A 24,481-nucleotide genomic window follows, 5' to 3' on the forward strand; every position below is an offset into this window, starting at 1 on the left:
GGTCGTCGATGACCGTCCGACACATCCGCTGCTGTTGGTATCTCGGTATACCAGCAGTTCGGGGCGTTCTGTCAAGGTCTCCGGGCCCGCCTGCGGTTGGTCCGGCGGGCGACGAGGCGGGTCATCGGGGCCACCAGGGGCGCGGGCCGTCGGGTCCGCGACGGGCGCGGGGGTCGCCCGCGAGCGCCCGCGTCAGGGGTGGATGAGGAAGCGCTCGACCACGGTGGCGATCTGCTCGGCCACCACGTCGGCGGGATGCAGCGGCAGCACGATGTGGCTGATCGTGAGCCGGGTGGCGACCTCGGCGGCGACGGCGACGTCGGCCGGGTCGAAGTGGGACCACCGGCGCAACAGGTAGGCGCCGGCGCGCTCGCTGGCGGCCTGGACGACCGGCTCGCTCTCCGTGGTGAGCAGCGGCAGCACGCCGTCGCTCCCGTCGCCGGTGAGCAGCGCCTTGAGGAGCGGGTCGCCGGAGGCCGCGTCGATCGCGGTACGGACCGCGGCGACCCACGCGGCGTGCAGGTCGTCCTCGCGGGCGAGGGCCCGTTCGATCTCGTCGAGGAACCGGCTGGTCAAGCGCAGCACCAGCGCCGAGGCCAGCCCCTGCTTGCCCGGGAACTCGTTGTAGAGCGTCTGGCGGCTGATCCCGAGCCGCAGCGCGAGATCGCGCATGTGGAAGCCGCGGAAGCCGCGGTCGACCAGCAGTTCCTCGGCCGCGTCGAGCGCCTCGTCGCGCAGCAGGGCACGGGCCCGCTCCGCCATCGATCGCGCCACCATTCCCCCACCGTGGACCAGATTCTCGACTTCGTCAAGTCTCTAGACACAGTGACCGATTCTGTCTAACGTCAGGTCGTCAACCTCGTCGGTGTCCACACGCCACTGGAGGCGCCATGTCCACGGCAGAGCGAGTGGTCCGGACCGCCCGCGAGCGGTTCTCCTCGGTGCTCCTGCTCCCCGTCCCCCAGCGGGTGGACGACGCACTGCTGCGATCCACGGCCGGACCCGGCGAGCCCCTCGCGCCGCCGCCCGCCGGGTCCGGCCTGCTCCCGGTACCCGGCGACCGGGGGATGCCGTTCCTCGGCCACACGCCGCGCTACATCCGGTACGGCAGCGACTTCACCCGCCACCGGTTCGAGCGGTACGGGCCGGTCTCCTGGATGGGCACCCCGGGCGGGCCGTTCGCGATCGCGGCGGGCCCGCAGGCGAGCCGCGAGGTGCTCGCGAACGCCGACAAGGCGTTCTCCCAGGAGGCGTGGCGGTTCACCGTCGACCGCTTCTTCCACCGCGGCCTGATGCTGCTCGACTTCGACGAGCACAAGGCCCACCGGCGGATCATGCAGGAGGCGTTCACCGCCGACCGGATCGCCCGCTACGTCGACCAGACCCTGCCCGTCGTGCGCGAGATCGTGCCGAGCTGGGCGACCGACCGCCCGGTCCGGATCTACCCGGCGCTCAAGAGCCTCACCCTCGACGTCGCGACCCGGGTGTTCATGAACGGGCGGAGCGGACCGGAGGCCGACCGGATCAACACCGCCTTCGTCAACTGCGTGCGCGCCGCCAACGCGTTCGTCCGCTGGCCCGTCCCCGGGACACGCTGGCAGAAGGGTCTGACGGGCCGCAAGGTCCTGGAGAAGTGGTTCTCCGACAACATCGCCGCCAAGCGCGCAGGTGACGGGGAGGACCTGTTCTCCGCGCTCTGCCACGCCGTCACCGGAGACGGCGAGCGCTTCAGCGACGCCGACATCGTCAACCACATGATCTTCCTGATGATGGCCGCGCACGACACCTCGACCACCACCGCCGCGGCGGCGGCGTACCACCTGGCCCGCAACCCGGAGTGGCAGGAGCGGGCCCGCGCCGAGTCGCTGGCCCTCGGCGACGCCCCCCCGGACGTCCCCGCGCTGCGCGGGCTGCGCACCCTGGAACTGGTCATCAAGGAGGCGCTGCGGCTCAACGCCCCGGTGCCGGTGGTCATGCGCACCGCCGTGCGCGACACGACGATCGTCGGGCACCACATCCCCGCCGGCACCCGCATCCTCGTCGCACAGGCCGTCAACCACTTCGATCCCGGCTGCTGGACCGAGCCCGACCGGTTCGACCCCGAACGCTTCGCCGAGCCCCGCCGCGAGGACAAGTCCGACCGCGACGCCTGGATCCCCTTCGGCGGGGGCGTGCACAAGTGCATCGGCCTGCACTTCGGCACCCTCGAGGTCACCGCGATCCTGCACGAGATGCTGCGGACCCGCCGCTGGACCATCGATCCGGGCTACCGGCTGCGCTGGGACAACACGTCGTTGCCGGTGCCGGTGGGCGGCATCCCGGTCCGGCTCACACCGCTGCGGTCCACCGGCTGAGCCGCCGGCGCGTCGTACCCGCGGGCCGCGCTGGACGTCAGCTTCTTCCCGGAGCTGTACACGATCCGCACGGAGATCGCGCCGCCCGCGGGTCGGCCGGCCCGGCAGCTCAGCCGGGGACCGCCCGCAGCAGGTCCACCCGGCGGCCACGCCGGGCCAGCACCCGCTCGTAGAGCCGGATGTAGCGCTCGGCCATCCTGGCCGGGGTGAACCGGCGGGCGGCCTCCTGGCGGCACACGCCGGGGTCCAGGGCAGCCACCCGCCCGGTCGCGTCGGCCAGCGCGTCCTCGTCCCCGGGGTCGACGAGCAGCCCGGTGCGGCCGTCCTCGACCAGTTCCGGCAGGCAGCCGCGGCGGAAGCCCACCACCGGGGTGCCCAGAGCCAGCGACTCCACGACCGCCGTGCCGCCGGGTTCCTCCCAGTCGATCGGGAACAGCGACGCACGGGCCGAGCCGACGAGCTCGTCGCGGTCCTCGCCGCAGACCGTTCCCACCCACCGCACGCGCCCGCCGTCCACCAGCGGGGCGACCTCCTCACGCCAGTAGCGCACGTCCGGGTTGGCCTCCCCGCGCTCCGCGGCGGCCAGCCGGCCGGGGCTGTGGAACGGCCCCACCGGACCGGCGAGCACGAGGTCGCGGCCGGTGCGGTGGGCCAGCCGGGCCGCGACGTGCTGGCCCTTGTACCGGGTGATCCGGCCCAGCACGATCAGGTGGCCGCGCTTGGCGTGCTGCGGGCGTCGGTGGGCCTGCACGGCCAGCGGGGTGGCCAGGTGCACATGACCGACGCTCAGCGCGCGCAGCGCCCGCGGGGCGGTGGACAGCTGGGCGAACGAGACCCCGTTGACCCAGAGCCCGCCGCCCCCGTCGATGTTGCTGTACAGGGCGGGGTGCTTGCTCAGGTCCCAGTGCAGGGTGTGCAGCACCGGCGGGGCGGGCGGCCCGAGCGCGGAGAGCACGGTGGGACCGAACGCCTCCTGATGATCGTGTACGAGGTCGATCGCGCCGCCCGCGCGGCGCACCTCCCGCACCACCCGGTGCAGGTGCGCGGCGGCCACCCCCATGACCTGGTTGTAGGGCCGCTGCAGCTCGGCGAACTGACCGTCGGGGAACACCGATATCCGCTGTTCCACCGGCAGCGTGCTGCTCCCGACGGTGGCCAGCAGCACCCGGATCCCCCGGCGACGCAGTTCCGGGACCAATGCGGCCACCACGTTCTCGATGCCGCCGTAGCCGGCGGGCGGGACCGCAAGCCATGGTCCGGCGTTGACCAGGACTGTCATCGTCATGACTCGACCGTGCCCGTTTCAACGGGTCTCAATCCAGGTACTTGGAAAGGATGGTGCGCGCAGCGGCGAACGGGTCGGCCAAGTGCCGTATCGGCTTCGTCGGAACGGGCAGCGTCGCGCATCGGCACGCCCGGATCCTCTCCGGATTCGACGACGTCGTGCTGGTCGCCGCCACCGACGTCGACCCGGACCGGACGGCCGCGTTCTGCCGCGGCTACGGCGGGCGCCCGGAGCGCGACGTCGAGGCCCTGCTGCGCCACGACCTCGACGCCGTGTACGTGTGCGTGCCCCCGTTCGCACACGGCACCCCGGAGGAACAGCTCGCCGACGCGGGGGTCGCGCTGTTCGTGGAGAAGCCGCCCGCCCGGGACGAGGCGACGGCGGAACGGATCGGTGGCCGGCTCGCCGACGCCGGGACGCTGGCCCGGGTCGGCCACCACTGGCGCCTCGGCCGCCCGGTCCGGCAGGCGCTCGAGGTGCTGGCCGGGCGGACGGTCCGGCTGGTGCACGGGCGGTGGGTGGACCGGGTGCCGCCGGTGTCCTGGTGGGCGCACCCGGAACGGTCCGGCGGGCAGGTGGTGGAGCAGGCCGTGCACGTGCTGGACCTGGCCCGGGTGCTGGTCGGCGAGGTCACCGAGGTGCACGCGCTGCCCGCCGGCAGCCCGCCCGGCCCGAACGGGGACCCGGTGGTGGACGCCGCGACCGCCGCGATCCTGCGGTTCGACGGTGGCGCCGTCGGCACCCTGGGCACGACGTGCGCGCTCGGGTGGAAGGACGGCGCGGGGCTGGAGATCGTCACCGACGATCTCGTGCTGCAGGTCGGCGAGTACGGGCTGGAGGTCCGCGACGCGGACGGGACCCACCGGCACAGCGCCGATCCGGCGATCGCGCGAGAGGCGGCCGACCGGGCGTTCGTGGACGCGGTCCTGGGCGTCTCGCCGCCCCCCGAACCCGACCTCCCCGACTATTCCGAGGCGTTGCGCAGCCATCGGCTCGCGTGTGCGCTGGCCCGTTCGGCGGCTTCGCGGCAGCCGGAACCGGTGCGGCGAGCAGGCCGGCCGGGCGCAGCGGGGGACGGCGACGGGCGAGCGCGCGAGCGGATCACCCGCACCGCGCCCGTGCGCGGCGCCGACGGCGCGAAGCGCGGGAGCGCGACGAGCGGACCGGCACCGGCCTGCACGGACCGCGCGCTCGTGATCGACGGCCCGGGCTCCGCGACCGTGCAGGACCTGCCGCGGGAACCTGGCCCGGTCGCCGTCGAGACGGTGTACAGCGGTCTGTCCGCCGGCACCGAGCTGAGCTTCTACACCGGCACGCACCCCGCCCTGTCCGCATGCTTCGACCCGGAACTGGGGCTGTTCCAGCGCGACCGGGCCGCAGCGGGCTACCCGGTGACCCGGCTCGGGTACATGGAGGTCGCCCGGCTCCGCTCCGGGGTGGTCCCCGGAGCGGAGCCGGGAGCGCTCGTGGCGATGACCTACGGCCATCGCGCCGGTTACGCCGCCGACCCGCTGCGCGACCGGATCATCGTGCTGCCGCGCGACCTCGACCCGCTGCTCGGGATCTACGTCGCACACATGGGCCCGATCTGCGCCAACGGCCTGCTCTACGCCGCCGCCGAGGAGTGCGGCACCGACGTCCGCACCCTCGGCGACGGTGTGCGCGGGCGCCGGGTGGCGGTCATGGGTGCCGGGGTCGTCGGGCTGCTCAGCGGGTTGTTCGCCCGCCGGCACGGCGCGGACGAGGTCGTCGTGCTCGACCCCGACCCGGCGCGCCGGGCCGCCGCCGAGGGGCTCGGGCTCGAGGGTCTGGACCCCGACGCCGGTGACCCGGCGGTGGTGCTCAAGACCCGGTGGCGCCGAGGTCCGGGCGACCGGGGCGCCGACGTGGTGCTGCAGTGCCGCGGCCGGACCGCCGCGCTCGCGTGCGCGCTGCGCCTGTGCCGGCCACAGGGCACCGTCGTCGATCTGGCCTTCTACACCGATGCCGGGGCCGCGCTGCGCCTCGGTGAGGAGTTCCACCACAACGGGCTGGCCCTGCGGTGCGCGCAGATCGGCCGGGTCCCTCGGGGGACCGCCCACCGCTGGGATCGGGAGCGGCTGTCGGCCGAGACCGTCGGGTTGCTGCGTACCGACGGCTCCGCTCTGCGAAAGCACCTGGTCACCGACGTGCTGCCGCTGGCCGAGGGCCCCTCCCTCCTGGCCGACCTCGCGGCCCGGCGCCGGCACGTCGGCCAGGCCGTCCTCACCTTCGACGACGCCCGATAGCGGCCGGACGGTCTCCCGGCCCCCGGTGGCCAATAGTTCCGCGCGTCTTGGCCTCCCGATGCCGAGGTGCGGAAGGGCCCCCTGCGGACACGATCGCGGTCCAGGCGGACATCCGCCGAGGAGAGGGGACCCTCCACATGACCCAGCAACGCCTCTGCGCACCACCGGAGTTGCGCTCGGACGCGCCTCCCCCCCGCCGGGTGGACGATGCGGTCGGCGAATCCGGCCCCTGCGTCCCCGAGCGGCCCGGCGCGCCCCGGACGGGGACGGCAGGGCCACGTCGGCGCACCGACGGATACGCCCACCTCGCGCCCCTGTTCGCCGAGTTGGCCGGGCTGGCCCGTGACGATCCGCGCCGCGCCGCCCTGCGCGAGCAGCTCATCACCGGGCATCTGCCCGTGGCGCGCCACGTGGCGCGCCGCTACGCACATCGGGGTGAGGCGCTGCAGGATCTCGAGCAGGTCGCCACGCTCGGCCTCATCCAGGCCGTCGACCGGTTCGAACCCGACCGCGGTCCCGACTTCCTGTCGTTCGCGGTGCCTACCATCAGCGGCGAGGTGCTGCGGTACTTCCGCGACCGCGCGTGGGTCATCCGGGTGCCGCGACGGCTCAAGGACCTGCAGGTGGCCATCTACGGTGTGGTGGGTCCGATGGGCCAGGAGCTGAGCCGCTCGCCGCGGCCCAGCGAGATCGCCGCCCGGCTGGGCATCGACGTCCAGGACGTCGTCGACGGCCTGCAGGTGCACCACGCCTACCACTGCTTCTCCCTCGACGAACCGGCGGGGACCGACCCCGGGGCCGGTGGTGTGACCCGTTTCGGTGCCGCGCTCGGCCGTCCCGATCCGGGGGTGGCCCTGGTGGAGAACCGGCAGGCGCTCGGCCCGCTGCTCGAGGCGCTGCCCGACCGCGAACGCACGATCGTGCTGCTGCGCTTCTTCGGGGAGATGACCCAGACCCAGATCGCACGGGAGATCGGGATCTCGCAGATGCACGTGTCCAGGCTGCTCACGGCGACGCTCACCCGCTTGCGCCGAGCCCTGACCGCCGGCACCTGAACGCGGCCTATGACTTCCGGTTCGGTACTCACCTCGACCGGCGCGGTCGCCCCCGAACCGCCCGGCCCCGTCCGCCCCGTTCCAGCGGCATGGTCGCCGCTGCGGCACCGCTGGTACCGGGCGCTGTGGATCGCCCAGTTCGTCGCGAACATCGGGACCTGGGCCCAGCTCGTGGGTGCGCAGTGGCTGATGGGCGATCTCGACGGCCGCGACTTCATGGTCGCGCTCATCCAGACCGCCGCCACGCTGCCGGTCTTCCTGCTGGTCGTCCCGGCCGGGGCGCTCGGCGACATGTTCGACCGGCGCCGGCTGCTGCTGTGCGGCCAGCTGCTGATGGCGGCGGCCGCCGGCTCCCTGGCGCTGTTCACCGCGCTGGGGACGATGACACCCGGCCTGCTGCTCGGGCTGATCGCGGCGATGGGCATCGGGCAGGCGATCTCGATGCCGACGCTCCAGGCGGTGCAGCCCGACCTCGTCGAATCCGACGAGCTCCCGCAGGCCGCGCTGCTCAACGGGGCGAACGCCAACATCGGGCAGGCCCTCGGGCCCGCGGTGGGCGGCGTGCTCATCTCCGTGTTCGGTCCGGTGGCCAACTTCACGCTCAACGCGCTGTCCTTCGTCGGCGTGCTGCTGGTGATCGCCCTCTGGCGCCGCCCGCCGGAGCCGCGCCCGCTCGGCCACGAGCAGCTGCGCCGCGCGGTCCGGGCCGGCGCGCGCTATGTCCGCAGCGAGCCGCTGTTCGCGACCGTGCTCGCCCGCTCCGCGGTGTTCATGCTGTTCGCCAGCGCGTTGTGGGCGTTGCTGCCGGTGATCGCCCGCGGGCGTCTCGGACTCGACGCCGGGGACTACGGGCTGCTGCTCGGCGGCGTGGGCCTCGGGGGGATCCTCGGCGCGATCGTGGTGCCCACCGTGCGCGCCCACGTCGACGCCGACTCGCTGGTGGCCGTGGGCTCGCTGGTCTACGCGGGGTCGATGCTGATCACCGGCTTGGCCCGGTCCGCGCTGGCGGTCGGCTGCGCGCTGATCGTGACCGGTCTGGCCTGGGTCGCGGTGCTGTCCACGTTCAACGCGGCCGCCCAGGTCGTGCTCCCGGGATGGACCCGCGCCCGCGCGCTGGCCTACTTCCAGCTCGTCTTCATGGGCGGGCAGGCACTGGGCGGCGTGCTGTGGGGGGCGGTGGCCCAGGAGTTCACTTCCGTGACGGCACTCGTCGTGGCCGCGGCCGGGATGGCACTGAGCGTGCCGATCGTCCGGTGGCGGCTGCGGCTGCAGGCCGAGACCGTGGACGTCAGCGCGGTGCGACACCTGCCCGATCCGCCCGTCGCCCACCTCGACGCCGGCCCGGTGCTGGTGACACTGGAGTGGCGGGTGCCCCAGGAGGAGGCCGCCGCGTTCATCGCGGCGATGCTGCCGGTGGGGCGGGCGCGCAAGCGCACCGGCGCGCAGCTGTGGGGACTGTTCGAGGACCTCGAGGACCCGGAGGCGTTCCTGGAGGTGTTCACCGTGGCTGACTGGTCCGAGCACCTGCGCCAGCACCTGGAGCGTGGCACCGCCGCCGACCGCGACCTGGAGGTGCGGGCCCGCCGGTTCATCGTCCGGGGCACCGAACCGCGGGTCCGGCACCTGGTGCGGGCGGACGCGACCAGCCTGTGAGCCGCCCTGCGAGCCCTCAGGCGTACGCCGGGCCGCGCAGTGTCTGCGAGGGCGGCAGCCCGTACCGGGTGCCGTAGGCGCCGACGAACCGCACGGGGTCGGCGAACCCCCACCGGTAGGCGGTGGTGACGACCGTGGTCTCCCCGGGAGCGTGGTCCTGCAGATCCAGATGGGCTCGTGCCAGCCGGACCTGCCGGAGGTAGTGGCCCGGCCGCACGCCCAGGTGCCGCAGCCAGCTCTCCTGCAGCGCCCGAACGCTGAGTCCCGCATCGCGCGCGAGGTCGGCGACGGTGAGGGGGCGCTCCGGGAAGGCCTCGATGGTGTCCACGGTCCGCCGGACCGGGCCCGGGGCCCAGGAGCGGACGGGCGCCTCGAGCTCCTCGCGGTACGGGTGGTCGATGGCCTCCAACAGGCTCGCGAGCAGCGACTCCTGCATCGGCTCGGCGATCGTCGGGTTGTCCAGCCCACCGCCGGGGCCGCCCCCGTCCAGGATGAGCCGCACCAGCCCCGCCCACACCCGGCCGGCCGCGGTGTTGAGGTCCATCGTCGGCGCGAGGCGCAGGGGCCGCTGCACGTCGTGACCCAGCCGGCCCTCCAGCGCGTCCTCGAGGGCACCGGCGTCGATCCGGACGACGAACAGGTCGTAGTCGGGATCGGTGGTGATGTCGATCTCTCCCACGGGCTGGTAGACGGCGGCCCGGCCGGGCGCGACGTCTGCCTCGACGCCCCGGTGCTCGGAGTGCATGATCCCGTGGACCGGGAAGCCGATGGAATAGCCGACGTCGTCGTCGGCGGGCAGGCCGAGCCGGGTGCCGTCGGTGTACCAGGCCTCCTCGACGCTCAGCGGCCCGCGCGCCACGCCGTGGGCGTCGTAGGAGAAGTCCGGTGTGGGCCGGTGCAGCAGATCCAGGGACGTGATGACGTCGCCGTCCCGGATCACCGACTCGGCGACATCCGGGTCGACCTCGCGGAAGGTGAAGTACTGCGGATCAGCCATGACGGGCGGCACCCCTCAGGTCAGCAGGCGGAACAGCTGGAACGCGCGGTCCCAGTCCTCGGTCGACGGGTTGCCCATCTCGGGGTCGATCACACGGAAGGTCCGGGCCAGTCCGACCGACAGTCCGCCGTAGAGGTGCACCAGCCGTTCCTCGGTCTCGTCCGCGAACGTCACGTCCGGCGGGCGCCGGCTCATCTGGCGCAGCAACGGCAGGATCTCCTCGGCCTCCTCGAGCCTGTCGAACTCGCGGATGCGCTCCTGCACACCCTTGGTGATCGGCAGGTCGGGCGGCTGGACCACGTCCCGGCCGTTCCACTTGGCCGTGATCGAACCGGCCAGTGCCATGTCGTCGACCTTCTCGTCGATGAACTCGTGGAAGCGTCTGAGGTCCTCCTTGTCGACGTCGATGCCCGCCACCGATCGGAAGAACCGTTCGAACTGGGCCGTGCCCGAGACCGCCATGCGTGCTCCCTCTCCTCACCGCACCGTCGCCAGGTACTCGTGCACCAGGCGCACCGCCATCGATCCCTCACCCACCGCCGAGGCGACCCGCTTGGTGGAGCCGCTCCGCACGTCACCGGCCGCGAACACGCCCGGCGTGCTGGTCTCCAGCAGGAGCGGCTGCCGGGCCTGCCCACCGTCGAGCCCCGACCCGTCCTGGACCGCGGCCGGTCCGGTCAGGACGTATCCGCCGGAGTCCACCGCGACGGTGTCCGGCAGCCACTCGGTGCACGGGTCGGCCCCGATGAACACCATCAGCTCGTGCGCGGGCAGCACCCGGCGTTCGTGCGTGTCGAGGTCCTCCACGACGACCGACTCCAGGACACCGCGCTCGCCCTGCAGTTCCCGCACCTCGGTGTGCACCAGCACCTCGACGCGGGGGTCGCGCTCGATCCGGTCGGCCAGGTAGCGCGACATGTACTCGCCCAGTTCGCGTTCCCGGATCACCAGGCGGACCTGCGCCGCATGATCGGCGAGGAACAGCGCGGCCTGCCCGCCGGAGTTCCCGCCGCCGACGACGACCACCGGATCGCCGGCGCACACCTGCGCCTCCATGGGTGTGGCGGCGTAGTAGACGCTGCTCTCCTCGTACTCCTCGAGCCGGGGAACCGGCAACCTCCGGTAACGGGCACCGGTCGCGATGATCACCGCGCGGGCCGCCACGCTGTCGCCGTCAGCGAGCCGCAGCACGTGCTCTCCCTCGCCGGCCTCCATCCCGATCACCTCGGCCGGCACCGTGGCGCGCGCGCCGAACTTCTCGGCCTGGATGATCGCGCGCTCGGCGAGCTCGCCCCCGGAGATTCCGGCCGGGAACCCGAGGTAGTTCTCGATCCGCGAGGTCCGCCCGGCCTGGCCGCCGACGGCCACCCCGTCGAGCAACGAGGTGTCCAGGCCCTCCGAGGCCCCGTACACCGCGGCCGCGAGGCCGGCCGGCCCGCCGCCCACGACCACCAGGTCGCAGATCTCCGATCTCGACCGGTCGCTGCGCAGCCCGATCAGTCCGGCCAGCTCGGCATTGCTGGGGTTGTGCAGCACCCGGTCCCGCCAGATCACCACCGGCGTCTCCTCCGGGCCAAGTCCCAGATGGCGCAGCAGCGCATCGGCCGCGGTGTCGGACTCCAGGTCGACGAACCGGTGCGGCAGCCGGTTGCGAGCGGCGAACTCGCGCAGCCGGCGGGTGTCCGGGGAGTAGCGGGAGCCGACGATGCGGAAGCCCAGGCCCTGGTCGAGGACGAGCCACCGGCGGATCAGGAAGGCGCGCAGGACCTCGTCGCCGAACGCGGGATCGGACAGGGTGATCTGTCTGAGCCGCTCGGCCGGGATCGCGATCACCTCGCCCGGGTCGGCCACCAGCCACGTCAGGAATGCCACCTGCCCGGTGAGCAGGCCCAGCTCACCGAGGAACCTCCCCGGCCCGTGCACCCTGATGACCCGCTGCTCGGGCGTGCCGAGGGCCTCCACGGCCGCGACGCGCCCGGAGAGCACGACGTAGAACATCTCGTCCGGCTCGCCCTCGGCGATGAGCACCTCCCCGCGACGGGTCGGGCGCCGCTCACCCAGCGCGGACAGCTCCTGGATCCGGGCCTCGTCCAGCCGCGGGAACGCGCCGTGCAGGTCCGGGGTCTCCCCCGGGGGTACCGCCGCCAGCAACTGCTCGAGGTCCGGCCCCTCTGCGCGTGTCGCCGTCATGACCTCCGATCGGCCGCCCCTGCCGGCGGTCATACGAAGGCCTCGTCCACGAAGCACCAGCGCCAGTCCTCGCCCGGCTGGAACGACTGCACGATGGGGTGGCCCACCACCCCGGCGTGCCCGCGGGCGTGACGCATCGGGGACGAGTCGCAACAGCCCACGTGTCCGCAGGTCAGGCACAACCGCAGGTGCACCCACGGGGAACCGATCTGCAGACACTCCTGGCAGCCCTCCGGCGTTCCGGGCGTGACGTCGCGGATCCAGCTGACGTGCGGATCCGCGACGGTGCCACCGATCGGAATCCCGAAGGTCATGTCACCACGTCCGGTACCGCTGGGGCGGCCGGGGTGCGGGACGTGCCACGATCGCCCAGGACCAGCGCGGCTCCCATCCCGACCAGCCACACGTCCTTGGCCAGCGGGACACCTTCCTGGCTCGGGAACACGCTGCCGGGCCGGCGCATCCCCGGGGTCTTCCAGTACAGGCCCAGCAGGCCCGCGCCGAAACCCAGCAGCCCGAGGCCGGCCAGCTTCGCGGGCACGAAGGGGGCGAGCAGCGCGCCACCGAGCGCGATCTCACCGGCGGACACCAGTTTCACGAACTGTCCGGGCTCGATCGTGCTGACGAAGGGGTAGGTGCCGGCGGCGAACCCGTGCAGGTGCTTCGCGGTCTCCTCGTCGGCGTTCCTCTTGGAGAGGCCGGAGTCCAGGACGTAGGTGCCGCTGCTCAGCCGCAACGGCCACTGCCAGGCTCGCTCGCGCAGGGTCATGACGACCTCTGGCTCGAGTCCGCTGAGTCCTGCCGGGACGCCGCGGCGCCGGATCCGCCGGACCCCGTTCCGAGAGCCTCGTCGAGCCAGGCGCGCAGCACCGGGACCGGCGCGGCACCGGGCTGCCGGGCGATCACCTGGCCGTCACGCACCACCATGAGGGTGGGCACCGCACGCACTTCGAAGCGCTGGGAGAGCCGCGGGGCGGTGTCGACGTCCACCTTCACGAGCTTGATCTGACCGGCCCGCTCGGTGGCCAACTGCTCCAGCGCGGGGCTGACCATCCGGCACGGCCCGCACCAGGTCGCCCACAGGTCGACCACGACGGGGATCGAGGACCGCTCGACCACCTCGGCGAAGTCGTCGTCACCGGCGTCGACGATCCACGGCAGCGGGTTGTGGCAGTTGCCGCACTTCGGGACGCCCTCGGCTGCGGCCGGCACCCGGTTCTTGCGTCCGCAGTGCGGGCAGGTGACGACGCTGCTGCGCTGGGTCGCCTGCGTGCTCGCGCCGCTGCTCATGCCGTGGCCTCCACGGTCTGCTCGGCGTGGCTGATCACGAGCTCGTCACCCTTGAGCTCGATCCGGATGATCGAGCCGTCGGGGATCACGTCGCGCAGCAGCGCCCGGGCGATGCGGGTCTCCACCTCGCGCGCGATGAAGCGGCGTAGCGGCCGCGCCCCGTACACCGGGTCGTAACCCTGTTCGGCGATGAACCGCCGCGCGTCGTCGGTCACCTCGAGGACGAGCTGGCGCTCGGAGAGCCGCTTGCGCAGATCGCCCAGCATCAGCTCGACGATGCGCTCGATCTCGACCGGGGTGAGCGGCTTGAACAGCACCGTGTCGTCCACCCGGTTGAGGAACTCGGGCCGGAAGTGTCCCCGCAGCTCGGCCAGCACCAGCTCCCGGGCCTCCTCCCGCAGCTGGCCCTCGGGGGTGACGCCGTCGATCAGGTACTGGGACCCGATGTTGGACGTCATGATGATCACGGTGTTGCGGAAGTTGACGGTGCGGCCCTGCGCGTCGGTCAGCCGGCCGTCGTCGAGGACCTGCAGCAACGTGTTGAACACGTCGGCGTGGGCCTTCTCGATCTCGTCGAAGAGCACCACCGAGTACGGCCGGCGGCGGACCGCCTCCGTGAGCTGGCCGCCCTCCTCGTAGCCGACGTAGCCGGGCGGGGCCCCGACCAGGCGGCTCACGGTGTGCCGCTCCTGGTACTCGCTCATGTCGATCCGGACGATGTTGTCCTCGGAGTCGAACAGCGCCTCGGCCAGCGCCTTGGCCAGCTCGGTCTTCCCGACGCCGGTCGGGCCCAGGAAGATGAACGACCCGGTGGGCCGTCGCGGATCCTTGACGCCGGAACGGGCGCGGATGATCGCGTCGGTCACCGCCTGGACCGCCTCGTCCTGGCCGATCACCCGCTCGTGCAGGATCTCGTCCAGGCGGAGCAGCTTCTCCCGCTCCCCCTCGGTCAGCCTGCTCACCGGGATCCCGGTCCACGCCGAGACGATCTCCGCGATCTCCTCGGCGGTCACCACCTCACGCAGCAGCCGGTGTTCGCCCTGCTTGGCGAGGAGTCGCTGTTCCTCGGCCTCGAGCTTGCGCTCCAGCTCGGCGAGCCGGCCGTAGCGCAGCTCCGCCGCCCGGTTCAGGTCGTAGCGCCGCTCGGCCTCCTCGATGTCGCGGCGGACCTGCTCGAGCTCGGCGCGCAGCTCCTGGACCCGCTTGATCGCATGGCGTTCGGCCTCCCACTGGGCGCGCATCGCGTCGGCCTGCGCACGCAGGTCGGCGAGCTCCTTGCGGAGCTGGTCGAGCCGCGCGAGGCTCGCCGCGTCGTCCTCCTTGGCCAGCGCGGCCTCCTCGATCTCCAGCCGCATCACCTTGCGGGTGATCTCGTCGAGCTCGGCCGGCATCGAGTCGATCTCGGTGCGCAGCCGGGCGCACGCCTCGTCGACCAGGTCGATGGCCTTGTCGGGCAGGAACCGGTCGGTCAGGTAGCGGTGGCTCAGCGTGGCCGCGGCGATGAGCGCGTTGTCCTGGATCCGTACGCCGTGGAACACCTCCAGGCGCTCCCGCAGTCCGCGCAGGATGGAGATGGTGTCCTCGACGCTGGGCTCGTCGACGTAGACGGGCTGGAACCGGCGCTCGAGCGCCGCGTCCTTCTCGATGTGGCGGCGGTACTCGTCCAGCGTGGTCGCGCCGATCATGTGCAGCTCGCCGCGGGCCAGCATCGGCTTGAGCATGTTGCCGGCGTCCATCGCGCCCTCGGCCGCCCCCGCGCCGACGACGTTGTGCATCTCGTCGACGAACAACAGGATGCGCCCCTCGGCGGCCTTGACCTCGGCGAGCACCGCCTGCAGGCGCTCCTCGAACTCGCCGCGGTACTTCGCACCGGCCACCAGCAGGCCCATATCCAGGGCGAAGATGGTCCGGTCGCGCAGCCCCTCCGGCACGTCGCCGTGGGCGATGCGCTGGGCCAGGCCCTCCACGATCGCGGTCTTGCCGACGCCCGGGTCACCGATCAGCACCGGGTTGTTCTTGGTCTTGCGGCTCAGGATCTGGATCACCCGGCGGATCTCGGTGTCACGGCCGATCACCGGGTCCATCCGCCCGGTCCTGGCCGCCTCCACGAGGTCCTGGCCGTACTTGGCCAGCGCCTCGTAGGTCCCCTCCGGGGTGGCCGAGGTGACGCGCTGGTTACCACGCACCCTGGTCAGCTCGGCGAGGAACTTGTCCCTGGTCACGCCGTACTGGGCCAGCAATCGCCCGGCGGCGCTGCGCTGGCCCTCGTCGGCGAGCGCGACGAGCAGGTGCTCGACGGAGACGTACTCGTCCTTCAGCCGCCTGGCCTCGCGCTCGGCCGCCTCGAGGACCTGGGCCAGCCGCTGGGTGATCGAGACCTGCCCGGGTTGGGCGGCCGGGCGGGTGGTCCGCGGCTTACGCGCGAGCTCGGCCTCCAGGGCCGAGCTCAGGCCGTCGATGTCGGTCCCCATCGCCGTCAGCAGCCGCGGGACGAGCCCCTCGGGCTGTTCGAGCAGAGCGAGCAGCAGGTGCTCGCCGTCGACCTCGGTGTGGCCGGCCCGGACCGCCAGGTTCTGTGCGGCCTGGAGGGCCTGCTGGGACATCTGGGTCAGGCGGTTCAGGTCCATGTCACACTCCGTCGGTCGTCGATGCGGCTCCGGCGCGCGACCGTCTCCAGGTCTTGGATCCGGTCGAGCAGGTCGATCACCAGTCCGAGCGCCGCGTAGTTCAGGGGCAGCCCGGCCCGCAACCGCTGGATGCGGGCCATGGTGGTGAGCTGTTCGCGGGGGAACCGCAGATCGCCGTTGGTGTCCCGGGTGGCGCGGATGAGGCCGAGCGCCACGAAGCGCCGGAGCAACTCGGGATGGACACCGCTGCGGCGGGCGAAGTCCTCCTGGGTCAGACCCTGTTGCTGAGCGACGGGCAGGTATTGGACCGTCATCGGTGCGGACCCTTCATGTCGTGTCGTCGCTGTCGCCGGCGTCCGACGTGGTGCGCCGCCCGCCGCCCCGGTGGCCGCCCCGGCGTTTCCCGCCACCGCGGCCGTCGCCGGTGGGCCGGTCCTCGGTGCTCGTGGTCTCACCGCGGGTCGTGTCCCCGCGACGGGGGTCGAAGTTGGCGGTGGCTGCCAGCTCGGACCACAGCTCCCGCTCGCGATCGGTGGGCGGCCGCGGCGGCACCACGATCTTGACCTCGGCGTAGAGGTCTCCCGGACGGCCGCGCTGGTCGGGCATGCCCTCTCCGCGCAGCCGCAGCCGCCGCCCCGTCGACGAACCCGCCGGGACCGTCACCTTGGTCTCGCCACCAGGTGTTCTGACGGGGACGGTGGCTCCCAGCGCCGCCTCCCAGGGCGCGAGCAGCAGGTCGACGGTGATGTCGCGGCCCTTGACCTTGAACTTCGGGTGGCCCTGCAGCTTGACGATCAGGTACAGGTCTCCCGGTTCGCCACCGTTCAGCCCGCGGCCGCCCTCGCCGGCGAGCCGGATGCGCCGGCCCTCGGTCACCCCCGGGGGGATGTTGACGGTGTAGTTGCGGGGACCGCTCGTGCCCTCGAGGGTGATCTGGCGGCGTCCACCGCGGTAGGCCTCCTCGACGCTCAGCGGGAGTTCCGCCTCCTGGTCGGCACCCGCCACCGGCCCGGTCCGGCCACGGCGGCCGAACATCCCGCCCAGGAGGTCCTCGAGGTCGACACCCTCGAAGCCACCGTAGGACTCGTAGCCCCGGTCCCCGCCGAACCCGGCGCCGTACCCGCCGCTGCGGACCCCGCCGCCACGGCGGAAGCCGCCCCCGTAGCCACCGTAACCGCCACCGAACCCGCCGCCGGCCCGCGCGCCCGCGCCGACCCGCTCCTCCCAGTCGTCCGGGACCTGGCGGAAGTTCTCGCCGAAACGGTCGTACTTGCGCCGGGTCTCCGGATCCTCCAGCACGCTGTAGGCCTCGTTGATCTCCTTGAACCGCTCCTCGGCGGCCGGGTCCTTGTTGACGTCCGGGTGGTTCTGGCGCGCCAGCCGGCGGAAGGCCTGCTGCAGCTCCGACGCATCGGCGTCCCGGGACACCCCGAGAACCTCGTAGTAGTCACGCGCCATCCGCGCTCACCCCGACGACGACTGGGTGACGGTCACGGCGGCCGGGCGCAGCTGCCGGTCAGGCGCGCCGTAGCCGGGCCGGACCACCGACGCGACGGCGCCGGGTGGGGTGCCCGAGTCGTCGGGCTCCACGACGCCGACGACCTCGTGCCGGGTGGGGTCGAACGGGACCCCGGCCTCGTCCTGGCGGGCGAAGCCGAGGTTCTCCAGGATCGTGAGCGCCTGCTGACGGACGCCCCGGATGCCCTCGATGATGGACTTGGGGTCGGCGCCGGCGTGCTCCAGCGCCAGGTCGATCGTGTCGAGCACCGGGAGGAACGCGCCGGCCACCAGCGCCCGCTCCGCAGCACGCTCGCGACTCACCTCCCTGGTGTAGCGCTTGCGGAAGTTGTCCAGATCGGCGACGGCGCGCCGCCACCGGTCCTCGAGTTCGGCGATCTCGCTCTGTTCGGGGCCGGTTCGGTCGGCCGGGATGACCGGTTCCCCGGCCCGATCCGCCGGGGCGGCCGCAGCCCCCGGATCGGCGGCCACCCCGGCGGGCGGCTCCTCCTGCTGCCCAGGACCCCGCTGCTCCGGCGCCTGTCGGACCGATTCAGGCCGGTCAGACTCCGACTGGGCCGGGTGACGCGGGGTGGTTCCTGGGCTCTGCTCCGTCGACTTCTCCGACATCGAAATACCTCAGCTGCGGTCGAACTCGGCGTCGATCACGTCGTCGTCCTGGGCAGCGCCCCCGCCGGTCGTGGCACCGGCCGTCGCACCGCCCGAGCCGCCGCCGGGTGCACCGCCGGCTCCCGCGGTGGCCGCCGCCTGCAACCCGGCCGCCACCTGCTGCAGCTCGGAGGTCAGCTCGCGCACCCGGTCCAGCGGAGCCTGGTCGGCCACCGCCTGCCGGGCGTCGGTCACGAGCATCTCGGCCCGGGCGCGCTCGTGGGCGGGCGCGGCGTCGCCGAGTTCCTCCAGCCGCCGCTGTACCTGGTAGGCGATCTGGTCGAGCTCGTTGCGGGCGTCGACCTCCTGGCGCAGCGCCTGGTCGGCGGCTCGGTTGCGCTCGGCCTCCTGCACCATCCGGTCGATCTCGCTCGTGTCCAGGTTGGAGCTCTCGGAGATCGTGATGCCCTGTTCAGCGCCTGTGTCCTTGTCCCGTGCGGTCACGTTCAGGATGCCGTTGGCGTCGATGTCGAGGGTGACCTCGACCTGCGGCTCGCCGCGCGGCGCGGGCCGGATGTCGGTGAGCTGGAACCGGCCCAGCACCCGGTTGTCCGCCGCGCGCTCGCGCTCGCCCTGCAGCACCACCACGTCCACCGCGGGCTGGTTGTCCGCCGCGGTGGAGAAGATCTCGCTGCGCCGGGCCGGGATCGTCGTGTTGCGCTCGACGATCCGGGTCATCACGCCACCCTGGGTCTCCACGCCCAGCGAAAGCGGGGTGACGTCGAGCAGCAGGACGTCGGAGACCTCGCCCTTGAGTACCCCGGCCTGGATCCCCGCACCGACGGCGACGACCTCGTCGGGATTCACCGTCATGTTCGGATCCTTGCCGCCGGTGAGACGGCGGACCAGGTTCTGCACGGCCGGGATCCGGGTCGACCCGCCGACGAGGATGACCTCGTCGATGTCGTCGGCGCTGATCTTGGCGTCCGACATGGCCTGCTTGACCGGGCCCATCGTGCGCTCGATCAGGTCGCCGGTGATCTGCTCGAACGTCGAGCGGTTCAGCGTCGCCGTCAGGTGCTTGGGCCCGGTGGCGTCCGCGGTGATGAACGGCAGGCTGACCTGGGTCTGGGTGACTGAACTGAGCTCGATCTTCGCCCGCTCGGCGGCCTCGTACAGCCGTTGCAGCGCCTGCGGGTCCTGGCGCAGGTCGATCCCGTTCTCCTTCTGGAACTGGTCGGCCAGGTAGTCGACGATCCGGCGGTCGAAGTCGTCCCCACCGAGGTGGGTGTCGCCCGCGGTGGCCCGCACCTCCACGACGCCGTCGCCGACGTCGAGAATGCTCACGTCGAACGTGCCGCCACCGAGGTCGAACACCAGGACCGTCTCGTGCTCGCGCTTGTCCATCCCGTAGGCCAGCGCCGCGGCCGTCGGCTCGTTGATGATCCGCAGGACCTCGAGGCCCGCGATCTTGCCGGCATCGCGGGTGGCGGTGCGCTGCGCGTCGTTGAAGTAGGCCGGGACGGTGATGACGGCCTCGGTCACCTTCTCGCCGAGGCTGCGCGATGCGTCGTCGGCGAGCTTGCGCAGGATCAGCGCGCTGATCTCCTCCGGGGCGTACAGCTTGTCCCGGACCTTGATCCGCGCGTTCCCGTGCTCGTCGGGCACCACGTCGAAGGTGACCTGCTTGGCCTCCTCCTCGATCTCGTCGTACTTACGACCGATGAAGCGCTTGACCGAGTAGATCGTGCCCTTCGGGTTGAGGATGGCCTGCCGGCGGGCCAATTGACCTACCAGCCGCTCCCCGGTCTCGGTGAAGGCGACCACCGACGGGGTGGTGCGGGATCCCTCGGCGTTCGGGATCACCTGCGCCTCACCGCCCTCCCAGGCGGCGATCACCGAGTTCGTCGTACCCAGGTCGATGCCTGCGGCCCTGGCCATGTCAGACCCCCACCCCGAGCAGTCGGGCCGCCTCGTCGGCGACCTCATCGTCGACCATCACCTCGTAGCGCTGGGGCAGCATCATCGTGACCGAGGCGAAGTCCCGCCGGCCGCGCTGCGCGACGTAGATGATCCCGTTGATGATCGCGCCGATGATGGCGCCGAACACCAGGCCGTAGAGCGCCAGCAACAGGCCCGCGATCAGCGGGTTGATCCAGTTGAAAAGTCCGAAGATCCAGCCGATGAGCGCACCGGGGACGGCGCCGCTGATGGCGCCGCGCCAGAGCGCCCGGGGCAGGTTCATCTTTCCGGTGACCTGTTCGACCAGCTCCAGGTCACGGCCGACGATGGCCACGCGGTCGACCGGGAAGTCGAGGTCGGCCAGCCGGTCGACGGCCCGTTCGGCGTCGGCGTAGGTGGCGAAGGACGCGATCGCCCGTCTCACCCCGCGCCCTGCGGGCGCGCGGGCGCCGGGGTCCGCGGCACTGCTCGCCGGGGTGCCCGGCCGGCCCGCGGTGGAGCTCGGCTGATCAGTCATGGTGACCCTCCTGGTTCAGGCCTGCACCGACGACTCTGCGGTCGCCGGCCGGCCTGCCGTGTCGGACGCTGTTGCCTCGGTCGACGGGGACGTGCCCTGGGCACCGAGTGGGATCCGGCGTGGCTTGCTCGTCTCGCTGACCGGGATGGTCATGGTCAGCACGCCGTTGTCCATGTCCGCCGACAGTCCACCGGGGTCGAGGTTCTCGCCGAGGAACAGCTGTCGCATGAACTCGCCGTAGGGCCGCTCGTCGACGATGACCTCGTCGCCCTCCTGCCGTTGCGGGTACCGCCGGGCCCGGATGGTCACGACGTTGCGCTCGACCGTCACATCGACGTCGTCGGGGGACACACCGGGCAGGTCGAGGAAGACCAGGAACTGGTCCCCGCGGCGCAGCGCCTCCATCGGCATGCTGCGGACGGCCCGGGTTCCGACGGACAGAGCCTGTTCGGCAAGCCGGTCGAGCTCACGGAAGGGATCGAATCGCATGAGTGTCACAGCGGGCCTCCAGCAGTATCGGTGGTACTCGGCGGCCGGCTCGGGCACGACCGAGCAGTCAGGCAACCGTCGCAGCGCCGCCGCAACGGGGTATCGGTCCCGGGGATGGAACCTCGTCGACGGAGTTCGTCCCCCCAGGCCGACCACTGCGCAGAGCCCGCCGCTCAGCAGCGTCGAGGCCACCCCAGACGCCTTCGACCTCGCCGTTGCGCATCGCCCAGCCGAGGCATTCCTGGGTCACCGGACAGCACTCGCACACGGCCTGCGCCCGCGCCGTCTGGCCCGCGGCAGGGGTGCCGGAACCCACCGGGAAGAACAATTCAGCGTCGAACCGGCGGCATGCCGCCCGATCGATCCACTCGGTCATCGCCGCATGGTGCGATCGCGGGCCGGGACCCGTCCTGGTCACGGCGGCGCCAAGCACGGTCGGCGTGGTCGATCCGTCAGGACGGACTTCGAAGGCCTCGGCCGGCCTTCGCCCTCCGGGGCCTAGTGCGGGGCCGCGATCAGGTTCCAGGCGCGCGTGGCGACGTGCAGGTTGAGCCGGTGATCGACATCGCCGAGATCGAAACCGCTCACCTCGCGGATTCGCTGGAGCCGGTACCGCAGCGTGCTGCGGTGGATGGACATCCCGGCCGCCGTCTCGTCGTAGTTGCCGCCGCAATCCAGGTAGGTCGACAACGTCCGCACCATCTCCGAGTGGTGCTGGGCGTCGTAGTCGAGCAGGGCTCCCAGCCATTCCCGGACGAACCGGTCGACCTCGGCGTCCCCGTCGCTGTCGCTGAGGACGCGGTAGAGGCCGAGGTCCTCGTAGGCGGTGATGCCTCCGGGATTGCGGGAGCGCTCCCGGATGGCCACCGCGCGCTCGGCCTGCTGCCAGGAACGCGGGTAGTCGGCAGGGCGCTCGCACTCCCCGCCGACCCCCATCGCCACCGCGGTCGAGCGCAGGTGCCGGCTGACCGCGGCGTGGATCTCGGCCCACCGGGGCTCCTCGCCCCAGCCGGCCGGGCGGTTGGCCAGCAGGATCACCGACCCGGACCGTCGGGTCAGCAACGACCCCGCGTCGAGGCCGCGGGCGGCCTGTCCGACGGCCTGGGCGACCGCCTCGTCACTCACCCCGCCACGGCCCCGGGCCACGATCACCCGGTGCGGCCGGTGCAGGTCGACGCCCAGCGTTCGGGCCCGGGTGACGGCGCCGTCCTCGTCGGTGCCGGTGATGAGATCCTCCACCAGGTCGCGGCGCAGCCGCAGCTCGACCTCGGCCAGCCCGTGCCGGTGGGCCAGCTCCATCGCCAGCATCGTGGCTCCCTGCTCCAGGGCGAGAACCTCGTGGGGCCCCGCGGTCCGCCCCGGGTCGACGAGGCTGAGCACCCCGAGCACCTCGTCGCGCGGCTGGGCCAGCGCGGTCAGCCGGTCCCGGTCGCGGACCGGGCACCCGTCGCGTTGGGCCCGCCCGAGGACGTCGGCGCGCTGCCGGGCCGGAACCTTGCGCGTGGCCTTCGGACGGCCGGGGCCGGCCCAGGCCAGCACGTTGCCGAAACGGTCCTCGGCCACGACCGGCAATCTTGTCAGATCGTGCACGGCGCGCACGATCCCTTCGGCCCGGTCGCCGGTCGCGGGCACCCGGTTGAGCGTCTCGTGCACAGCGGTCCGGCGTTCGAAGTCCTCGACGGTCTCGTTCAACCGGGCGTTGACGCCGGCCAGCCGGTCACCCATCCGGCGCAGCTCGTCGGCCTGTTCCCGCTGCTCCTCCACGAGCATCGCGGTGGTCAGCGCGGACCCGGCCTGCTCGGCGAGCACCCGCAGCAGGAAGAGTTCCTCCTCTCCCGGTTCGGCGTCCGCACCGAGCACCAGGTAACCCCGGAACCGGCCCAGGCCCGACAGCGGCAACGCCCAGCCCCACTCGGCACCGGGGACCGGGACCGCGCCCTCGCGGGCACCCAACGCCGTCAGCTCCGGGCTCGGCGGCCGGGGCGTCCCGATCAGCGAGAACTGCAGTTCGTCGTTCTCGACGAGGTGGACCGCCTCGGCGCGGGCGGACGACAGCGACGGGACGGAGAACGTGGCGATCCGCAGGATCTCCTCCAGCCCGGCTCCACGAAACATCATCATGCCCACGACGACGAGGGCGCGTAGCGAGGACAGTTGCTCCCTTGCTCCGGAAGATTCCGCGAGTCCAGTTCGGCTCCCCGACTCCAGCCGCAGAGCGGGATCGACCCGGGACGACATCCGGACAAGGATCGGCCTCAGCCCGGCCGAACGCAACCCCGCAGACCAGATTCGTAGCGGGCGAAAACCTCTTGGTGCCAACGGATCGAGGCGAGGAGCGGCGATTCGTCCCAGCGAGTGCAGACGACGCACCGGTGTCCTGGTCACGCCGGCGCGGTTCATCCCGCGAGGGCACCGGCGGCGCCGTCGTGACCGGCGGGTCGCCGCCACGCTGCGTGTCCTCCTCGCTACGGTGCGATGTCGTCCGCGCGCACTGCCGCGCGCGGGATCATCTCGGAGGACCCATGCACTACCGGCTCACCCTCGTCCCGCTCGCGGGGCTGGCGCTCGCCATGACGGCGATGATCGCCACCCCGGCCGTCGCCGCACCAGGGACCCCTGCGACCACCGTGCGTCATGCCCCGGTGGATCGCCCGGGACCGGAGTTGACCGTGCCCTCCGATGTGCTCGCCGCCAGCCTCGACTGCTCACCCGGCATCGACGAGGCGGCGGTCGACCCGGTGCTGCTGCTCTCCGGGACGACGGTGGACCCGCCGGAGAACTTCGACTGGAACTATCAGCCCGCGCTCACCGCGGCCGGCATCCCGTACTGCACCTCGACCGCCCCCGGCCGCAACATGGCCGACATCGCGGTTCGCGGCGAGTACGTCGTGTACGCGCTACGCACGATGGCCGAGCGGGCCGGCCGCGACGTCGCGGTGGTCGGGCACAGCCAGGGCGGGATGGTCACGCGCTGGGCGCTGCGTTTCTGGCCGGACACCCGTGAGCTGGTCTCCGACCTCATCGGGCTCGCGCCCAGCAACAACGGCACGCTGACCGGGTCGGCCGCCTGCACCCCGCTGTGCGCCCCGGCGATCTGGCAGCAGCGGACGGGCTCGAAGTTCCTCGCCGCGTTGAACTCCGGGCGGCAGACCTTCGGCGGCGTCGACTACACCGTCGTCTACACGGACCTCGACGCGGTGGTCACCCCGCAGCCGGCAGGGTCGGTGCTCGCCGCGGACGGCGCCGCCGACGACGAGGTCACCAATGTCGCCCTGCAGCAGGTCTGCCCGGGCAGTACCGCCGACCACATCGCCACGGGCACGTACGACGCGGTGGCCTGGGCGCTGGTGCTCGACGCGCTGACCCATGACGGTCCGGCGGACCCGGACCGCATCGATCCCGCCGTGTGCACGCAACCCCTCATGCCGGGGGTGAACCCGCTGACGTTCCCGGCGGATTCGGCCCGGTCCAGCACGCTGCTGGCGATGACCCTGGCCACCTACCCGCGGGTGGCCGCCGAGCCGGAGCTGGCCTGCTACGCCCGGGCCGAGGGATGCGAGCCGGCCGCCTGAGGGGGTCGAGCCACACCCGCAGAGCGGCAACCGCCCCCGACGGCTCGCCCGCGGAGATACCCCGACTCACCCGCGGCGATACCGCGACTCGCGGGGGTCAGGGGAGGGGCCCCGGGT

At 72.6% G+C, this 24,481-nt stretch carries 22 protein-coding genes; 5 read left to right on the forward strand and 17 right to left on the reverse strand.

The genetic code is table 11. The features are described from left to right. Positions 1-192: 192 nt before the first annotated feature. Entirely contained in the window at positions 193-777 is a 585-nt protein-coding gene (locus HF519_RS14260) for a TetR/AcrR family transcriptional regulator (protein ID WP_211170019.1), read from the reverse strand. Between the two features lie 113 nt (positions 778-890). Here HF519_RS14260 and HF519_RS14265 point away from each other — a divergent pair, with 113 nt between their 5' ends. Next, positions 891-2,354, forward strand: a complete 1,464-nt coding sequence (locus HF519_RS14265) for a cytochrome P450 (RefSeq protein ID WP_169413418.1) — start codon at positions 891-893, stop codon at positions 2,352-2,354. Between the two features lie 109 nt (positions 2,355-2,463). Here HF519_RS14265 and HF519_RS14270 read toward each other — a convergent pair whose 3' ends face one another. After that, positions 2,464-3,639: a glycosyltransferase gene (locus HF519_RS14270; RefSeq protein WP_169413419.1), complete on the reverse strand. Its 1,176-nt coding sequence runs from the start codon at positions 3,637-3,639 to the stop codon at positions 2,464-2,466. A gap of 50 nt (positions 3,640-3,689) precedes the next feature. On the opposite strand from HF519_RS14270, the gene HF519_RS14275 reads away from it, so the two are divergent. The 3 genes from HF519_RS14275 (at position 3,690) to HF519_RS14285 (ending at position 8,614) form a co-directional block, all read left to right on the forward strand. Then, the gene (locus tag HF519_RS14275; RefSeq protein WP_169413420.1) at positions 3,690-5,906 is read left to right on the forward strand and encodes a Gfo/Idh/MocA family oxidoreductase; all 2,217 of its coding nucleotides are present in this window, start codon (positions 3,690-3,692) and stop codon (positions 5,904-5,906) included. 137 nt (positions 5,907-6,043) lie between these two features. Further along, complete coding sequence (locus tag HF519_RS14280; protein ID WP_169413421.1) at positions 6,044-6,961, forward strand: SigB/SigF/SigG family RNA polymerase sigma factor; 918 nt, start codon at positions 6,044-6,046, stop codon at positions 6,959-6,961. Positions 6,962-6,970: 9 nt separating this feature from the next. Next, complete coding sequence (locus HF519_RS14285) at positions 6,971-8,614, forward strand: MFS transporter (protein WP_169413422.1); 1,644 nt, start codon at positions 6,971-6,973, stop codon at positions 8,612-8,614. A 16-nt stretch (positions 8,615-8,630) separates the two neighbouring features. Here the strand turns inward: HF519_RS14285 and HF519_RS14290 are convergent, their stop codons facing one another. The 15 genes from HF519_RS14290 to HF519_RS14360 all read right to left on the reverse strand — a co-directional run bounded on the left by HF519_RS14290 (position 8,631) and on the right by HF519_RS14360 (position 23,030). After that, entirely contained in the window at positions 8,631-9,611 is a 981-nt protein-coding gene (locus HF519_RS14290; RefSeq protein WP_169413423.1) for an AraC family transcriptional regulator, read from the reverse strand. Positions 9,612-9,626: 15 nt separating this feature from the next. Next, positions 9,627-10,073, reverse strand: coding sequence for a DUF1931 family protein (locus tag HF519_RS14295; RefSeq protein WP_169413424.1), 447 nt, complete (start codon positions 10,071-10,073; stop codon positions 9,627-9,629). A gap of 15 nt (positions 10,074-10,088) precedes the next feature. Further along, a complete protein-coding gene (locus tag HF519_RS14300; protein WP_169413425.1) occupies positions 10,089-11,801 on the reverse strand; it encodes an FAD-dependent oxidoreductase in 1,713 nt (570 codons plus the stop codon). Positions 11,802-11,830: 29 nt separating this feature from the next. Continuing rightward, positions 11,831-12,115 carry a UBP-type zinc finger domain-containing protein gene (locus tag HF519_RS14305; protein WP_169413426.1) on the reverse strand — a complete coding sequence of 95 codons (285 nt, stop codon included), beginning with the start codon at positions 12,113-12,115 and terminating at the stop codon, positions 11,831-11,833. Next, positions 12,112-12,570, reverse strand: a complete 459-nt coding sequence (locus tag HF519_RS14310) for a hypothetical protein (protein ID WP_169413427.1) — start codon at positions 12,568-12,570, stop codon at positions 12,112-12,114. Before HF519_RS14310 ends, HF519_RS14305 begins: the two co-directional genes overlap by 4 nt. Further along, on the reverse strand, positions 12,567-13,091 hold the full coding sequence (trxA, locus tag HF519_RS14315) for a thioredoxin (protein WP_169413428.1): 525 nt from the start codon (positions 13,089-13,091) through the stop codon (positions 12,567-12,569). The genes HF519_RS14310 and trxA overlap by 4 nt, the downstream gene beginning before the upstream one ends. Further along, a complete protein-coding gene (clpB, locus tag HF519_RS14320) occupies positions 13,088-15,718 on the reverse strand; it encodes an ATP-dependent chaperone ClpB (RefSeq protein WP_169413429.1) in 2,631 nt (876 codons plus the stop codon). The genes trxA and clpB overlap by 4 nt, the downstream gene beginning before the upstream one ends. Further along, on the reverse strand, positions 15,709-16,032 hold the full coding sequence (locus tag HF519_RS14325) for a chaperone modulator CbpM (protein WP_169413430.1): 324 nt from the start codon (positions 16,030-16,032) through the stop codon (positions 15,709-15,711). Before HF519_RS14325 ends, clpB begins: the two co-directional genes overlap by 10 nt. A gap of 13 nt (positions 16,033-16,045) precedes the next feature. Next, complete coding sequence (locus tag HF519_RS14330; protein WP_169413431.1) at positions 16,046-17,176, reverse strand: DnaJ C-terminal domain-containing protein; 1,131 nt, start codon at positions 17,174-17,176, stop codon at positions 16,046-16,048. Between the two features lie 6 nt (positions 17,177-17,182). Next, complete coding sequence (locus HF519_RS14335; protein ID WP_312860107.1) at positions 17,183-17,707, reverse strand: nucleotide exchange factor GrpE; 525 nt, start codon at positions 17,705-17,707, stop codon at positions 17,183-17,185. Positions 17,708-17,854: 147 nt separating this feature from the next. Next, on the reverse strand, positions 17,855-19,765 hold the full coding sequence (gene dnaK, locus HF519_RS14340) for a molecular chaperone DnaK (protein ID WP_169413433.1): 1,911 nt from the start codon (positions 19,763-19,765) through the stop codon (positions 17,855-17,857). Between the two features lies 1 nt (position 19,766). Continuing rightward, the gene (locus HF519_RS14345) at positions 19,767-20,303 is read right to left on the reverse strand and encodes a YflT domain-containing protein (RefSeq protein ID WP_211170020.1); all 537 of its coding nucleotides are present in this window, start codon (positions 20,301-20,303) and stop codon (positions 19,767-19,769) included. 15 nt (positions 20,304-20,318) lie between these two features. After that, positions 20,319-20,801 carry an Hsp20/alpha crystallin family protein gene (locus HF519_RS14350; RefSeq protein ID WP_169413434.1) on the reverse strand — a complete coding sequence of 161 codons (483 nt, stop codon included), beginning with the start codon at positions 20,799-20,801 and terminating at the stop codon, positions 20,319-20,321. Positions 20,802-20,859: 58 nt separating this feature from the next. Beyond that, positions 20,860-21,168, reverse strand: a complete 309-nt coding sequence (locus HF519_RS14355) for a WhiB family transcriptional regulator (protein WP_169413435.1) — start codon at positions 21,166-21,168, stop codon at positions 20,860-20,862. Positions 21,169-21,290: 122 nt separating this feature from the next. Then, the gene (locus tag HF519_RS14360; protein WP_169413436.1) at positions 21,291-23,030 is read right to left on the reverse strand and encodes a PucR family transcriptional regulator; all 1,740 of its coding nucleotides are present in this window, start codon (positions 23,028-23,030) and stop codon (positions 21,291-21,293) included. A 284-nt stretch (positions 23,031-23,314) separates the two neighbouring features. Between HF519_RS14360 and HF519_RS14365 the strand changes: the two genes are divergently transcribed. Beyond that, positions 23,315-24,364: an esterase/lipase family protein gene (locus tag HF519_RS14365; protein WP_169413437.1), complete on the forward strand. Its 1,050-nt coding sequence runs from the start codon at positions 23,315-23,317 to the stop codon at positions 24,362-24,364. Positions 24,365-24,481 lie beyond the last annotated feature (117 nt).

It is taken from the genome of Pseudonocardia bannensis (genome assembly GCF_012911875.1).
GTDB classification, from domain to species: Bacteria; Actinomycetota; Actinomycetes; order Mycobacteriales; family Pseudonocardiaceae; genus Pseudonocardia; species Pseudonocardia bannensis.

Coding starts and splice junctions, on each gene's coding strand:
- HF519_RS14260 (WP_211170019.1), bottom strand. CDS start 777: ATGGTGGCGCGATCGATGGCGGAGCGGGCCCGTGCCCTGCTGCGCGAC.
- HF519_RS14265 (WP_169413418.1), top strand. CDS start 891: ATGTCCACGGCAGAGCGAGTGGTCCGGACCGCCCGCGAGCGGTTCTCC.
- HF519_RS14270 (WP_169413419.1), bottom strand. CDS start 3,639: ATGACGATGACAGTCCTGGTCAACGCCGGACCATGGCTTGCGGTCCCG.
- HF519_RS14275 (WP_169413420.1), top strand. CDS start 3,690: ATGGTGCGCGCAGCGGCGAACGGGTCGGCCAAGTGCCGTATCGGCTTC.
- HF519_RS14280 (WP_169413421.1), top strand. CDS start 6,044: ATGACCCAGCAACGCCTCTGCGCACCACCGGAGTTGCGCTCGGACGCG.
- HF519_RS14285 (WP_169413422.1), top strand. CDS start 6,971: ATGACTTCCGGTTCGGTACTCACCTCGACCGGCGCGGTCGCCCCCGAA.
- HF519_RS14290 (WP_169413423.1), bottom strand. CDS start 9,611: ATGGCTGATCCGCAGTACTTCACCTTCCGCGAGGTCGACCCGGATGTC.
- HF519_RS14295 (WP_169413424.1), bottom strand. CDS start 10,073: ATGGCGGTCTCGGGCACGGCCCAGTTCGAACGGTTCTTCCGATCGGTG.
- HF519_RS14300 (WP_169413425.1), bottom strand. CDS start 11,801: ATGACGGCGACACGCGCAGAGGGGCCGGACCTCGAGCAGTTGCTGGCG.
- HF519_RS14305 (WP_169413426.1), bottom strand. CDS start 12,115: ATGACCTTCGGGATTCCGATCGGTGGCACCGTCGCGGATCCGCACGTC.
- HF519_RS14310 (WP_169413427.1), bottom strand. CDS start 12,570: ATGACCCTGCGCGAGCGAGCCTGGCAGTGGCCGTTGCGGCTGAGCAGC.
- trxA (WP_169413428.1), bottom strand. CDS start 13,091: ATGAGCAGCGGCGCGAGCACGCAGGCGACCCAGCGCAGCAGCGTCGTC.
- clpB (WP_169413429.1), bottom strand. CDS start 15,718: ATGGACCTGAACCGCCTGACCCAGATGTCCCAGCAGGCCCTCCAGGCC.
- HF519_RS14325 (WP_169413430.1), bottom strand. CDS start 16,032: ATGACGGTCCAATACCTGCCCGTCGCTCAGCAACAGGGTCTGACCCAG.
- HF519_RS14330 (WP_169413431.1), bottom strand. CDS start 17,176: ATGGCGCGTGACTACTACGAGGTTCTCGGGGTGTCCCGGGACGCCGAT.
- dnaK (WP_169413433.1), bottom strand. CDS start 19,765: ATGGCCAGGGCCGCAGGCATCGACCTGGGTACGACGAACTCGGTGATC.
- HF519_RS14345 (WP_211170020.1), bottom strand. CDS start 20,303: ATGACTGATCAGCCGAGCTCCACCGCGGGCCGGCCGGGCACCCCGGCG.
- HF519_RS14355 (WP_169413435.1), bottom strand. CDS start 21,168: ATGACCGAGTGGATCGATCGGGCGGCATGCCGCCGGTTCGACGCTGAA.
- HF519_RS14360 (WP_169413436.1), bottom strand. CDS start 23,030: ATGTCGTCCCGGGTCGATCCCGCTCTGCGGCTGGAGTCGGGGAGCCGA.
- HF519_RS14365 (WP_169413437.1), top strand. CDS start 23,315: ATGCACTACCGGCTCACCCTCGTCCCGCTCGCGGGGCTGGCGCTCGCC.